General features: G+C 64.7%; 15 protein-coding genes. 8 read left to right on the top strand and 7 right to left on the bottom strand.

Annotation, left to right across the window (positions count from 1 at the left end; genetic code table 11):
• Positions 1-54: 54 nt before the first annotated feature.
• From ACSQ3O_RS13270 to ACSQ3O_RS13255, 4 genes are read left to right on the top strand one after another with little or no spacing between them, the layout of a single operon-like run.
• On the top strand, positions 55-555 hold the full coding sequence (locus ACSQ3O_RS13270) for a MarR family winged helix-turn-helix transcriptional regulator (protein WP_436139212.1): 501 nt from the start codon (positions 55-57) through the stop codon (positions 553-555).
• On the top strand, positions 545-1,810 hold the full coding sequence (locus tag ACSQ3O_RS13265; RefSeq protein ID WP_436139211.1) for an MFS transporter: 1,266 nt from the start codon (positions 545-547) through the stop codon (positions 1,808-1,810). Before ACSQ3O_RS13270 ends, ACSQ3O_RS13265 begins: the two co-directional genes overlap by 11 nt.
• Positions 1,811-1,851: 41 nt before the next feature.
• Positions 1,852-2,379, top strand: coding sequence for a MaoC family dehydratase (locus tag ACSQ3O_RS13260; protein WP_137745454.1), 528 nt, complete (start codon positions 1,852-1,854; stop codon positions 2,377-2,379).
• On the top strand, positions 2,376-3,797 hold the full coding sequence (locus ACSQ3O_RS13255; RefSeq protein ID WP_436139210.1) for an MATE family efflux transporter: 1,422 nt from the start codon (positions 2,376-2,378) through the stop codon (positions 3,795-3,797). Before ACSQ3O_RS13260 ends, ACSQ3O_RS13255 begins: the two co-directional genes overlap by 4 nt.
• 70 nt (positions 3,798-3,867) lie before the next feature.
• Here ACSQ3O_RS13255 and ACSQ3O_RS13250 read toward each other — a convergent pair whose 3' ends face one another.
• On the bottom strand, positions 3,868-4,668 hold the full coding sequence (locus ACSQ3O_RS13250; protein WP_137745452.1) for an SDR family NAD(P)-dependent oxidoreductase: 801 nt from the start codon (positions 4,666-4,668) through the stop codon (positions 3,868-3,870).
• 113 nt (positions 4,669-4,781) lie between these two features.
• The gene (locus ACSQ3O_RS13245; protein ID WP_436139209.1) at positions 4,782-7,166 is read right to left on the bottom strand and encodes an EAL domain-containing protein; all 2,385 of its coding nucleotides are present in this window, start codon (positions 7,164-7,166) and stop codon (positions 4,782-4,784) included.
• Positions 7,167-7,351: 185 nt separating this feature from the next.
• Between ACSQ3O_RS13245 and ACSQ3O_RS13240 the strand changes: the two genes are divergently transcribed.
• The gene (locus ACSQ3O_RS13240) at positions 7,352-7,954 is read left to right on the top strand and encodes a hypothetical protein (RefSeq protein WP_436139208.1); all 603 of its coding nucleotides are present in this window, start codon (positions 7,352-7,354) and stop codon (positions 7,952-7,954) included.
• 27 nt (positions 7,955-7,981) lie between these two features.
• Here the strand turns inward: ACSQ3O_RS13240 and ACSQ3O_RS13235 are convergent, their stop codons facing one another.
• The 5 genes from ACSQ3O_RS13235 to ACSQ3O_RS13215 are packed head-to-tail and all read right to left on the bottom strand — an operon-like array spanning position 7,982 to position 11,385.
• Positions 7,982-9,727 (bottom strand): SulP family inorganic anion transporter, encoded by a 1,746-nt coding sequence (locus ACSQ3O_RS13235; protein ID WP_436139207.1) that lies wholly within the window; start codon positions 9,725-9,727, stop codon positions 7,982-7,984.
• A 43-nt stretch (positions 9,728-9,770) separates the two neighbouring features.
• Positions 9,771-10,115, bottom strand: coding sequence for a TIGR01244 family sulfur transferase (locus ACSQ3O_RS13230; protein WP_137745448.1), 345 nt, complete (start codon positions 10,113-10,115; stop codon positions 9,771-9,773).
• Between the two features lies 1 nt (position 10,116).
• Positions 10,117-10,584: a YeeE/YedE family protein gene (locus ACSQ3O_RS13225; protein ID WP_436139206.1), complete on the bottom strand. Its 468-nt coding sequence runs from the start codon at positions 10,582-10,584 to the stop codon at positions 10,117-10,119.
• 28 nt (positions 10,585-10,612) lie between these two features.
• Complete coding sequence (locus ACSQ3O_RS13220) at positions 10,613-11,044, bottom strand: YeeE/YedE family protein (RefSeq protein ID WP_436139205.1); 432 nt, start codon at positions 11,042-11,044, stop codon at positions 10,613-10,615.
• Entirely contained in the window at positions 11,038-11,385 is a 348-nt protein-coding gene (locus ACSQ3O_RS13215) for an ArsR/SmtB family transcription factor (RefSeq protein WP_137745445.1), read from the bottom strand. The genes ACSQ3O_RS13220 and ACSQ3O_RS13215 overlap by 7 nt, the downstream gene beginning before the upstream one ends.
• A gap of 102 nt (positions 11,386-11,487) precedes the next feature.
• Between ACSQ3O_RS13215 and ACSQ3O_RS13210 the strand changes: the two genes are divergently transcribed.
• From ACSQ3O_RS13210 to ACSQ3O_RS13200, 3 genes are read left to right on the top strand one after another with little or no spacing between them, the layout of a single operon-like run.
• Complete coding sequence (locus tag ACSQ3O_RS13210) at positions 11,488-12,348, top strand: MBL fold metallo-hydrolase (RefSeq protein WP_436139204.1); 861 nt, start codon at positions 11,488-11,490, stop codon at positions 12,346-12,348.
• 44 nt (positions 12,349-12,392) lie between these two features.
• Entirely contained in the window at positions 12,393-12,584 is a 192-nt protein-coding gene (locus tag ACSQ3O_RS13205) for a YgaP family membrane protein (protein WP_436139203.1), read from the top strand.
• A 50-nt stretch (positions 12,585-12,634) separates the two neighbouring features.
• A complete protein-coding gene (locus ACSQ3O_RS13200) occupies positions 12,635-12,988 on the top strand; it encodes a carboxymuconolactone decarboxylase family protein (protein ID WP_137745442.1) in 354 nt (117 codons plus the stop codon).
• Positions 12,989-13,203 lie beyond the last annotated feature (215 nt).

Here is a 13,203-nt window from a genome sequence, read left to right as displayed (position 1 = left end):
CGTGGTTGAAACTGATGACTTGCATATGCAATTATTGCAGATACAATTAAATCCATGCAAGCCGATACCACTGCCCTTGCGCCCGTTTCGCCCCCCGTTGCCACGGGGTTGCCGCAGGGCTGCACCAACTTCAAGCTGCGCCAGCTCATGCGCCGCGTAGCCAACCATTACGACGTGGAAATGGCCCGGTGTGGGCTCAAGACCACGCAGTATTCGCTGTTGTCCCATGTGCTCCGGCTCGGCCCGATCCGCCCTGGAGATCTGGCGGCCGAGATGAAGATGGACGCCTCCACGCTCACCCGCAACCTGCGCCCGCTGGTGGATGCGGGCTGGGTGACGCTGGAGGCGGGCACCGACGCGCGCAGCCGCCTGGTGCACATCACCGACACAGGCCGCGACAAACGTGCCGAAGCCCAGCGCCACTGGAAGGCCGCCCAGCTGGCCCTGAACGACGCCCTGGGCGCGGACCGCGTGGTGGCGCTGCATGCGCTGGTGGACGATTCGCTGGCCCTGCTGGCCGCGCTGCCCAACCAGGAGGCTGGCAATGGCGATTGAAACCTTGCCCAATAAGCCCCCATCGGCGACACCCTCCATCGCTTTGTGGCTGGTGCTGCTGGCGGCCGCAGGCACTTTTGCGATGACCATGGGCACGCGCCAGACCATGGGCCTGTTCCTCTCGGCATTGAATACCTCCACCGCGCTGGGTATTGGCAGCATCAGCCTGGCGTTTGCCTTTGGCCAGCTGTGGTGGGGCCTGACACAGCCGTTTGCGGGCGCGGTGGCCGATCGCATCGGCACGGGCCGCGTCATTCTGCTGGGCGTGTTGCTGGTGGCGCTGGGCACGTTCATCACCCCCTACATGACCAGCACCGCCGGGCTGATTTTTGCGATTGGCGTGCTGGCAGCAGGTGGGGCAGGCATGGCGGGCCCTTCGGTGCTGATGGCGGCCACGGCGCGTCTGGTGCCTGCGCACAAGCGGGGCCTGGCCAGCGGCATCGTCAATGCAGGTGGCTCCTTTGGTCAGTTCGTCATGGCGCCCATTGCCATCAGCCTGACGGCCGCCGTGGGCTGGGCCAACGCCATGCAGTGGCTGGGCGTGCTGGTGCTGCTGGCGCTGCCTGCGGTGTGGGTGCTCAAGGGCAACTCCAACGCGTTGGCGGCACAGGCCGCCGCCGCATCGGGCCAGAAGGCGCTGACTGCACGCGAAGCCATCGCCCAGGCGCTGGCCACCCCCAGCTACCGCTACCTGGCCGTGGGCTTTCTGGTGTGTGGCTTCCACGTGGCGTTTCTGGCCACCCATCTGCCGGGCGTGATTGCGGCCTGCGGGCTGGCTCCCGAGGTGGGCGGCTGGGCGCTGGCCGTGATCGGGCTGTTCAACATTGTGGGCAGCCTGGCCATGGGCTGGGCGGTGGGGCGGTGGCGCATGAAGTCCTTGTTGTCGCTGCTGTATGCGGTGCGTGGGCTGGCGGTGCTGATCTTTCTGTTTGCCCCCAAGACACCCGCCGTGGTGCTGATCTTTGCCGCCGTCATGGGCATCACGTTCCTGTCCACGGTGCCACCCACGGCCGGACTGGTCGCCAAGATGTTTGGCACGGCCAACATGGCGATGCTGTTTGGCATCGTGATGTTGTCGCACCAGATCGGCGGTTTTCTGGGTGCCTACCTGGGCGGCAGCGTCTTCCAGGCAACGGGCAGCTACGACTGGGTCTGGTACATCGACATCGCGCTGGCCGCCGGGGCCGCGCTGGTCAACCTGCCCATCCGCGAATCGCCGCTGCCACCGCGCCGGGCGGCCCCCGCTGCGGCCTGATCCCACCCCGCATTTTTCTTCGACATCGAAAGCAACCTGCCATGACTTCCACCCTGGCGGCAGCCGCCGCATTGCCCGAAAAGCACTCCCCGCTGTACCTCGACAACATGGCCGTGGGCGACCGCTACACCAGCGGTGAACACGCGATGGACGAGGCCCAGATCAAGGCATTTGCCGCCCAGTTCGACCCTCAGCCCTTCCACCTGGACGATGCCGCAGGCCGCGCCACGCTGTTCGGCGGGCTGGCTGCCAGCGGCTGGCACACGGCGGCCATCACCATGCGGCTGCAGGTGACCACGGGCCTGCCGATTGCGGGCGGCATCATCGGCGCCGGGGCCGAGATCAGCTGGCCCCGTCCCACCCGCGCCACCGATGTGCTGCACGTGGTGAGTGAGGTCATGGACATCCAGCCCTCCAAATCCAAACCCGATCGGGGCATGGTCACGGTGCTCAGCGAAACTCGCAACCAGCATGGCGATGTGCTGCAGCTGTCCACCGTGCGCATCGTGGTGCCACGGCGGCCCGGCACGGCAACCGCAGCCACCGCAGTGGCTGGGGCGGCTTCATGAGCACCGCAGCGGCAACCCCGGCGCTGGACCCGCGCACGCGCATGCTGCTGGAGGCGCCCATCGCCCCCACCTTGCTGCGCCTGGCCATGCCCAATGTGCTGGTCATGCTGGCCCAGGCGGGCGTGGGCCTGATCGAAACCTATTTTGTGGGCCAGCTGGGCACCGACGCGCTGGCGGGCATGGCGCTGGTGTTTCCGGTGGTCATGCTGATGCAGATGACCTCAGCCGGGGCCATGGGCGGCGGCATTGCCTCAGCCATCGCCCGCGCCCTGGGCGCACGGCGGCGGGAGGATGCCGATGCACTGGTGCTGCACGCGCTGGCGATTGCGGCAGTGTTTGCGCTGGTCTTCACCGTGGGCGTGGTGGGAGGAGGGCGCTGGCTATACACCCACATGGGCGGCACGGGCGGGGCGCTGGAGGCCGCGCTGGTCTACTCCAACTGGGTGTTTGCAGGCGCGGTGCTGGTTTGGCTGTTCAACACCCTCTCGGCCGTGATTCGCGGCACGGGCAACATGGCCGTGCCTGCGTATGTGACGGTGCTGGGGGCGGTCGTGCTGGTGCCGCTGTCGCCCCTGCTCATCTTTGGCTGGGGGCCGCTGCCGGGCTTGGGCATTGCAGGCGGAGCGATTGCGCTGATGGCGTACTACGCGGTGGGCAGCGCCGTGCTGGCGGCGTACCTCTGGTCACCACGCAGCCTGCTGCGGCCGTCGCTGGCGCACATCCGTTTTCGTTGGACGCTGTTCAAGAACATTTTGCGTGTGGGCCTGGTGGGCACCGTCTCCACCGTGGCCACCAACCTGGCAATTGGCGTGACAACGGCGCTGGTGGGCGGCTTTGGCACGGCGGCCATTGCGGGCTATGGCACAGCGTCGCGGCTTGAATACCTGCTGGTACCGCTGGTGTTTGGGCTGGGTGCTCCCCTGGTCGCCATGGTCGGCACCTGCATTGGCGCAGGCCAGCGCGAACGCGCCTTGCGCGCCACCTGGATCGGCGCCACCATGGCCTTTGCCATGGCCGAAGCCATCGGGCTGTGGGCCGCCGCCTATCCGGCCACCTGGCTGCGGCTGTTCAACAGCGACCCTGCCATGCTCGAATCCGGCGCTCTCTATCTGCGCACCGTCGGCCCGGTGTATGGCTTTTTTGGCCTGGGCCTGGTGCTGTACTTTGCCTCGCAAGGGGCAGGGCGCCTGATGTGGCCGGTGATCGGCAACATCGCGCGGCTGGCCGTAGCGGTGGCCGGGGGCTGGCTGGCCCTGCGCTGGGGCGGCGGGCTGCAGGCGGTGTTTGCCGCGCAGGCCGGGGCGCTGGTGCTCTACGGGCTGATCAACGCCTGGGCCATTGCGGGCGGCGCCTGGTTCGGCCGGGTGGGGTGGCCGCGCAGCATGTCGGGGCTGCTGCGGCGCGTGGTCCAGGCTTGAAATATGAATAAAAACCGGCCCTACCGCCTGATGGTATTGCCTTTTAAGCTATCAATAAAATAGCGCCGCATTACACAGGCACGGTGTAGTTCAGCGTCATGCGCCCGCCATCCACGGTCACGATCTCGCCAGTCACATAGCTGGCCGCATCGCTCGCCAGCCAGGCCACCACATCGGCAATCTCCGAGGGCTCGCCCAGCCGCTTCATGGGCGTGCGGCTCATGATCTTGTGTTTGGCTTCGTCACTGGTCAGCACCGCCTTGGCGGCCAGCTCGGTGGCGATAGTGCCGGGGGCCACGGCGTTCACGCGGATGTTCTTGTCGGCCAGCGCCAACGCCATCACGCGCGTGAGCTGGTTTACGCCGCCTTTGCTCACGTTGTAGCTGGCGATGTTGGGAATGGCCAGCACACCATTCACCGAACTCATGTTGACGATGGCGCCGCCACCCGTTGCCACCATGGCGCGCGCCACGGCCTGGCCCACCATGAACGAGCCCTTGAGGTTGACCCGCAGCACGGCGTCAAAGTCCGCCTCGGTCACCTCCAGAAAGTCTGCCGCGCGGAAGATACCCGCGTTGTTCACCAGCACATCGATGCGCCCATGGGCTGCCAGCACCTGGGCCACCAGCGCATCCACCTGCGCCTTGTCGCCCACGTCACAGCGCACATACAGCGCGCCCAGCTCCTCAGCCAGGGCCTGGCCGCGCGCATCGTCCACATCCACGATGACCGGCCTGGCGCCTTCGGCGGCAAAGCGGCGCACGCAGGCTTCGCCAATGCCTTGCGCACCGCCGGTGACGATACAAACGCGGCCCTGGTGGCCAAAGTGAACGGAAGACGGGGTCGAGGGAGCGGGGTGGGAAGGATTCATGGGCGTGGATGGTAGCGGCTTGGAGAGGAGAAGAGGGTGGCGACAGAAGTCACTGGTGCCCCCACAGCGCTGCCTGCGCCGGGGCAGGCCAGTTTTGCGAAGCCCCGAGGCCGTCAGCGCACCGGTTGCCGGGCCCCCACCCAGGCGGGCGGCGGGCGCCACTCCTGTATCCAGTGGATCAGATCCGGCAGCGGCATGGGCCGGGCAATGCCGTAGCCCTGAAGGCCGTCGCACCCCAGGTCGCGCAAGGCTTCGGCATGGGCGGGGGTTTCCACACCTTCGGCCACCACATGGCGATTGAACGCATGGGCCAGGCCCACAATGCCGCGCACCAGGGTGCGGTCGCGCTCGTCGTCGAGCATGTCGCGCACGAAGGACTGGTCGATCTTCACAATCTGCGCAGGCAGGCGTTGCAGGTAGGTGAGCGACGAGTAGCCGGTGCCGAAGTCATCGATGGAGCATTGCACGCCCAGCTCATCCAGCCCCTGGATGACATAGGCCACGGCCGAGAGGTCGTTGAAGGTTTCGGTTTCCAGCAACTCGACCTCCAGAAATGGCTGGGGCAGGGAAGGGTACTGCTTGAGCAGCAGGGCGACTTCCTGCTGGAAGCGGCGGTCGATCAACGTGGAGACCGCCACGTTGATGCTCAGCGACAGCGGGCAGCCCTGGGTGGCAAGGGCGTGGCCAGCCTCGAAAGCCGCGTTCAGCACCCAGTAGTCCAGCCTGCCCGCAGCGGGCGTGCCCACAATGTCATCCATGAAGGCGCCGGGCGCCAGCATCCCGCGTTCGGGGTGGCGCCACCGGATCAAGCACTCCGCCCCCAGGATCTGTCCATCGGAAATCCGGACCTTGGGCTGAAAGAACAGCTCCATCTCTCCTTGCAGCAGGGCGTCTTCGACCAGCTTGGCCGTGTGCCTGCGCGCTTGCACCCTCTGGCCCTGCTGGATGTCGAACACCGCGATCCGGTCCTTGCCCTGTTCCTTGGCCACATACAGTGCCAGGCCCGCGTGGCGCAGCAAGCCGTCTGCGTCGGCCATGTCGTCGGGGTAAAACGTGACCCCGGCGCTGCAGGTCAGGCGCAGCTGCACGTTGTCCAGCACGGCCGTCCGCGCAAGCGCCTGGCGCAGCCCCTCCAGGCGCTGCAATGCGGCTTCGGAGTGCGCGCAGTCTTTCAGTGCCACGGCAAATTCGTCGCCACCGATGCGACCAATGAGGTTGCCCGGGCCCGCCTCGGCCCTGAGGCGCTGCGCAAACACCCGGAGGAACTGGTCGGCCAGCGGCTGACCCCATTGCTCGTTGAGGTCCTTGAACTGGTCGATGTCGAGCAGACACAGCACGAGGAAGCTGGCGGCTTCGGTGCGCTTATGGAGGGCCGCGTTGAGTTCCTTGGCGAACAGGCGGCGGCTGGAAAGGCCGGTGAGGGCGTCGTAGTTGCCAAACTGCTGCAGGGCCTGCTCCAGGCGGCGCTGTTCGGTCACGTCCTTGCCCACAGACACCCATTTGCGCACAACCCCGTCCGGGTCCTTGATGCCTTCGACGGTGACTTCCGAGACAAAAGCTTCGCCATTCTTGCGGCGCCGGACCAGCTCGCCATGCCATCGACCGTCCCGCTCGATGGCCTGCGCTACGCGGCGCAGGAATGTGGCTTCGCCCCCTTCATCAACGCGCAGCACTGCAGATGACTGGCCAATCAGCTCTTCGCGCGCATAGCCCAGCACGTTGCTGTAGGTTGGGTTGACATCCAGCACGGTGCCGTCCGGCCGCACGATGGCAATTGCGTCCTTGCTGTTGACGAACACGCTCGCGGCCTGGCGTGCTTCGGCCAGCAGGGTCTTCAGGGTTTCAGCGGTCTGCTCCAGGGCCTCTTCACGCTGGTTGAGCTTTTGGGTGTTGTCCAGAAGAGATCCCAGCAAAACCGTCCCAATGGGGTAGATAACCACCACCGCCATCCAGGACTGCGCGGTGACTGCCCGTGCGATCTCCAGCGGCAGGGTCTGTATGGCCAGCATGCCGCCCGCCGCCAGACTAGCGCCCAACCCGATCAACCAGAAACCGTCGGTCAAGGCACCAAAGCGCTGCGAGGAAAAGTAAGGCCGATAGTGCTGCCACAGCCACCCGATGCCCGCAGTCAAAACAATGCCCACCATGGCCGGGCCGCTGCCAATGCCACCGAGATAGAGCCGGTACGCGCCCAGCACAGCAGCGCACAGCACCGCGCCCAAAGGCGACAGGTAGGCACCAGCCAGGCCCGTCATCACCAACCGGGCGTCCACCATCACGCCTTCGCCAAAACGCAGCGGCACCAGCATGGTCAGGATGCCGGTAACGCCGAACATGAGCCCCGTGATCCACGGCAGCCAGCTCTGCCGCACTGTCCGAACCCGCAGATCAGAATGGCGAGCACCCGTCAGGACAATGCTGTACAGCGCCGCCAGAAAACACAGCAGGCCTGCATTCATTCCCATGTCCCGAATCAAAGACGTGGTGTCCATGTTCATGGCGCTTTCTGTGTGGTGCGGCGGTGGGCCATCATAGGGAAGCTTGGGGCTGGTTGGATACTTCTATGAATTTATACGATGTATATTATGTAAAATCACAAATACACAAACGATGCTGCTCAAGCGCAAGAACGCACCTCGCACCCATGAGAAAATTTTTCCATTCCGCCCCAATCCTCCCTGCCATGCATCCCATCCCTCTGTTTCTCCGCGCCAAGGCTTTCCATCTGGCATTGTGTCTGGCCATCCTGGCGTCACTTGTCCCGGCTGCTTTGCGCCCCGCACATGCGGCACCGCCCGCCACCTACAGCAAGGACGGTGTGAGCTTTGACCACCCTGCAGGCTGGAAAGTAACGGAAGACGTGGTCGCGCAGGACGCAACCCGCATGCGCAGCATTGATCTGGAGGGGCCAAACGAGGCGGTCGTGACCTTGATGTTCAGTCCATTTTTTTCAGGCCAGGACATTGAAAAGTTTGCGGCTACCGCAGCCCGCAATCGCGCGGACGCCGCAAAGGCCAACACCGCACAACAAGCCCGCATGGGGCCAGTGACTGCCACCCCCATTACCCGCCAGGTGGCGGGCAAAGAGAACCAGGGTGTCTCTCAGCGTTTTGTGGTCAGCATGCTGGGACAGAACTTGCCGCATGAAGCGCGCTTCTTCAAGGCCGCACTGGACGGGACCACGGTGATCATCATGACCCAGGTCGGCGACGAGGATGCCAAGGCCGCCGAGCCCGGTTTTGCCATGGCGCTCGGCACGCTGCGTTTCAGCGCAGGCAAGCGCTGACGCGCCCGGCCAAGCAGCCTTGGCCCGTCAAGCCGAAGGCGCAACGGCTGTGGCTTTGCCGGGCCTTGGGGCGGCAGTGCTTTGGCGCACAAACTCAAAGGCCTGGTGTGTACTCAGGAACACCCGCCCCCGCAGCCGCTGGCCCAAAGCGGTGTTTTGCAGGCGGTCCAGCACGGGGCCTTTGACTTCGGAGAGCAGCAGCGCCATGCCCCGCTGTGCCAGGCTGTTGTCCAGGTCGCTCAGCACCCCGAGCGCCGTGGCGTCGATCTGGTTGACCGCTGAGCACACCAGGAGCACGTGACGGGTGCCAGCCTGGGAGGCGACCAGGCCCTCGATGGTGTCCTGCAGAACCTCAGAGTTGGCAAAGTACAGGCTTTCGTCCACGCGCACCGCAATCAGGCCGGACTCTGTAGTGACATGGTGGCGTGCGATGTTGCGGAAATGCTCTGTGCCGGGCACACGCCCCACCACTGCAATATGTGGATGGCTGCTGCGCCAGACCAGCGTGCCCAGTGACAAGCCCACTCCCATGAGGATGCCCACCTCTACACCCCAGGCCATCACGCCGCCAGCTGTGGCCAGCAGCGACAAGGCGTCAGCCTTGTCGTAGTGCCAGGCTTCGCGCAAGGTCTGCACATCGATCAGCGTCACCACGGCCACGATGATGGTGGCGGCCAACACCGTATGGGGTAGATAGTGGAACAGGCCTGTGAGCGCAGCAATGACCACCGCCATGAGCAAGGCAGACACCATACCCGCCAGCGGCGTATGGGCTCCCGCCGAAAAATTAACCACCGAGCGCGCAAAACCGCCGGTGACCGGGAAACCACCCGACAAGGCGCTGGCCACGTTGGCGGCCCCCAGGCCCAGCAGCTCCCGGTTGGGCTGTATGCGCTGCTGGCGCTTGAGTGCCAGCGACTGCGCCACCGACACACTCTCGACAAACCCCACCAGGGAGATAAGCAGCGCAGGCAACCACAACTGGCCGACCGCCGAGGCTGTCACCGACGGAATCGCCAGCACCGGCAGCCCTTGCGGCACGGCCCCCACGATGCTGACACCGGCGGATTCGTCCCAGCGCAGCGCAGCCACCAGCGCCGTGGTGACCACAACTGCCAGCATGGGCGCAAGCTTGGATGCCAGGTCTGCCAGCTTGGAACCCACGCCGGCGCGGACCAGCCCGGCAGCCAGATACTTGCGCGCAAGCAGCAGGAAAAGAACGCTTCCAGCGCCGATGCCCAGAGTCACGCCGTTGGTATGGGGCAGCGCACGCACCAGCTGCAACACCATGTCCAGGACGTTGCCGCCCCCTGCTTTCACCCCCATCAGGTGCTTGAGCTGGCCCACCGCAATCAGCACGGCCGAACCCGAGATAAAACCGCTGATGACCGGATGGCTCAAAAAGTGCGCAAGAAACCCCAACCGCAACAGGCCGAACAGCAGCAACATCCCACCCGACAAAAGGGACAGCAGCATGGCCAGCCCCACATAGTCTGCAGAACCTGCTGCTGCCAGCGGCTGAAGGGCACTGGCCGTCATGAGCGAGGCCACGGCTACAGGGCCCACCGCCAGTGTCATGCTCGACCCCAGCAGCGCATAGGCCACGATGGGCAGGATGCTGGCATACAGGCCGACTTCAGGAGGCAGCCCCGCCAACAGTGCGTAGGCCAGGCTTTGCGGGATGAGCATCACCGTGACGATGACACCTGCCACCAGATCCCCCGAGAGCCAGGACCGCTGGTAGCTGCGTAACCAGCTGGGCACAAATTGCATGTGATGGCCTCTGGTTTCTACATCGGCTCAGGCGCTCTGGCGCTCAGCCCATTTGCTGGGCCAGGCCAAACAGCTGGGCAGACCGAGCGCCTGATCGGCAAAACGCCAGCGTGGGTCCAGGCGCTATCGCCAGCACATCGTGCAAGGTCTGCACCTGCTGTGCAGTGATGGCGCCGCTGACCACGGGCAGATACACATAGTGCAGGCCTGCAGCACGTGCTGCGGCCTCCAGCATCTGGCTGGTAGGCTGGGCGTCACCACCCTCCCCGTCCGGCCGGTTGTTGACGAGCGTCTTGAACCCCTGGGTAGACACCCATGCGAAGTCCTCGGCCATCAACTGGGGTGACACCGCAAAGTCGGGCGTCAGGGCAATGATCTGCATTCCCATGTCAAAGTGCTCCTGCCTGGTGGTTTTTGGAAGTGCGCCGCGCGCGGCCCTCGGCCATTTCAAATATCCACATGCCTGCCAGCATGGCCAACACAAACACAATGGCCTTGGGCTGGCCGGCACCGGCTGAAACGATGGCCGGGCCAGGGCAAAAACCTGCGAGACCCCATCCAGCGCCAAACACCAGGCTGCCAATCACCAGGCGGCGGTCGATATCGCTGGACGTGGGCAGGTGCATGGCTCCCCCCAGGAAGCTGGTCGTTCGCTTCTTGGCCAAGGCAAACGCAAACAGACCCACCGCAATCGCACCGCCCATCACAAAGGCCAGCGAAGGGTCCCACAGGCCCGCCAGGTCCAGAAAACCCAGCACCTTGCCGGGATCGGTCATGCCCGACACGATCAGGCCCAGGCCAAACACCAGGCCCACCACAAATTCAGAAATCCGGCTTTTCGCCAAGCTTGTTGTCATATCCGTGCTCCATGCAGTTGTAGTGACCTCAGCCCAGGGCATGCCGGGCTACAAACACCGTGATGAACCCTGCGCCCATGAAGGCCAGGGTGGCAACGAGGGAGCGGGGAGACAGGCGCGACAGCCCGCACACACCATGGCCGCTGGTGCAGCCCGATCCGTAGCGCGTGCCCACGCCGACCAGCAAGCCCGCCGCCACCACCGTGCCCCAGCTGGCATCGATGCGCGGCGCCGTAGCACCGGCAAACAGCCAATACACGCCAGGGGCCACCAGCATGCCCAGCACAAAGGCAAGGCGCCAGCCAACATCGCCCGCACGTGGCCGCAGCAAGCCACCGACGATGCCGCTGATGCCCAGGATGCGGCCATTGAGCAGCACAAACAGCGCCGATGCGAGGCCCAACAAAACGCCACCGATCAGGGCGCTCCAAGGGGTGAAATGGGTCCAATCGATCAGCATCCTTGTTCCTCCTGGGCTGCGCCTTGTGCAGGCCCGCAAAACTGTTCAAACAGCACGTTCATCACCGCCAGCGCCTGGGGGCTGGCGATCTGGTAATAGATGTTCTTGCCTTCCCGGCGCGTGCTCACCAGCCCTTCTTCACGCAATACGCCGAGCTGCTGGGACAGCGTGGGTTGGGAGATGCCAACCAACTCCTCCAGCTCCCCCACCCTCTTCTCGCCCTGCGTGAGTTGGCACAGCAGCAGCAAGCGGTCGGGGTTGGAAAGCACCTTCATGAGGCGGCAGGCACTGTCCGCTGAGCGGCGCAGGGTTTCCAGTTCGATCGGCACATCTGTGAGCATGGAAGCGCACTCCTTTTCAATTTCATTGTCGATATTCTATTGACTAACAATCTATCAGTCAATAAACTATTTGCATTGATATTAAAACCAAGGAAAGAAGCGATGAAACCCCAGATACAGGCCTTCTTTGACGATGCCACCTGGACGGTGAGCTACGTCGTCTACGACCAGCCCGGCGGACACTGCGCCTTGGTGGATTCCGTGCTCGACTACGACCCCAAGTCCGGCCGCACCCGCACCCACTCTGCAGAACGCCTGATCGAGTTCGTGCAGACCCATGGCCTGACGGTGGAGTGGATCCTGGAAACCCACGCGCATGCCGACCATCTGTCGGCCGCGCACTACCTGCGCAACAAGCTGGGGGCGCGCATCGCCATTGGCGCCGCCATCACACAGGTGCAGGACGTGTTCAAGACCGTGTTCCATCTGGAGCCTGAGTTCCGCCCGGACGGCCGCCAGTTTGACCACTTGCTGCATGACAACGAGGTGTTCCGCATTGGCCAGCTGGAGGCCAAAGCACTGGCCGTACCCGGCCACACCCCTGCCTGCATGGCCTATGAGGTGGGTGACGCCGTGTTCGTGGGCGACACCCTGTTCATGCCCGATGTGGGCACGGCACGCTGTGACTTTCCAGGGGGGGACGCACACCAGCTCTATCAATCGGTGCGCAAGCTGCTGAGCCTGCCCCCCGAAACACGGCTCTACATGTGCCACGACTACCCGCCGGCCGGACGCGCGACCGCATGGCAGACCACCGTGGCAGACCAGCGTGCCCACAACATCCACGTGCATGACGGTGTGACCGAAGACGCCTTTGTGACCCTGCGCACCCGGCGCGATGCCACGCTGGAAATGCCCACGCTGATCCTGCCCTCAGTCCAGGTCAACATCCGCGCGGGCGCCATGCCTCCGACCGAAGACAACGGCGTGGCCTATCTCAAGATTCCGGTCAACGCGCTGTGACCCAAGCCATCTCACCGAAACCACCACACACCAAAGGAAACACCATGAACACCAATGTTGGAACCCTGGACCGCGTGCTGCGCATCGTCGCTGGCCTCGTGCTGATTACCCTTGCCGCTACCGGCACCGTGGGATGGTGGGGCTGGCTGGGCGCTGTGCCCCTGGCCACCGGCCTGTTCCGTTTTTGCCCGGCCTACACGCTGCTGGGCATCAACACCTGCCCCATGAAGAAGTAACCCAGCCCACGCGCGCCACAGCTGAGCACAAACACTTCGAGGAACATGGAATGAGCACTTTTGATCACGCAGGCCTCATCCAGGGCATCAACGAAAGCCTGGCCACCTTCCGCAAGGCCCAGCCCGACACCATGCGCGGCTTTGCGCAACTGGCGCAGGCTTCCATGGCTGAAGGCGCGCTGAGCAGCAAGCACAAGGAGCTGATCGCGCTGGCCATCGGCGTGACCCAGCGCTGCTCGGGCTGCATCGGCTTTCACGTCAAGGCGCTGCAAAAACTGGGCGCCACCCGCACCGAGCTGGAAGAGATGCTGGCTGTGTGCGTCTACATGGGGGGCGGCCCCGCGCTGATGTACACCGCAGAGGCATTGAAGGCCTGGGACACCCTCGCCGCTGGCAACGCCTGATCCCCTGCCCTCCCAGGCTGGGCACTTGCCTTGCCGGGCAGCACAAGGCGCGCTGCGCCCTCGCCAGCGGGCAAATAAATCTGGCACAACACACCGTCTTCCAGTACCGTGCAGCCACAGGCTCATGGCCGATCTTTGCGCAGGCTCAGACCGCGCCGCGACGTAGTACGCGTGCGACACACCGCCCACACCGAAACAGCGACCGGCTGTTATAA

It is taken from the genome of Acidovorax sp. LjRoot74, assembly GCF_964254355.1.
Classification (GTDB): domain Bacteria; phylum Pseudomonadota; class Gammaproteobacteria; order Burkholderiales; family Burkholderiaceae_C; genus Acidovorax.
The sequence above is the reverse complement of the archived record's forward strand: the minus strand, read 5'-3'. Positions and strand labels throughout refer to the sequence as shown.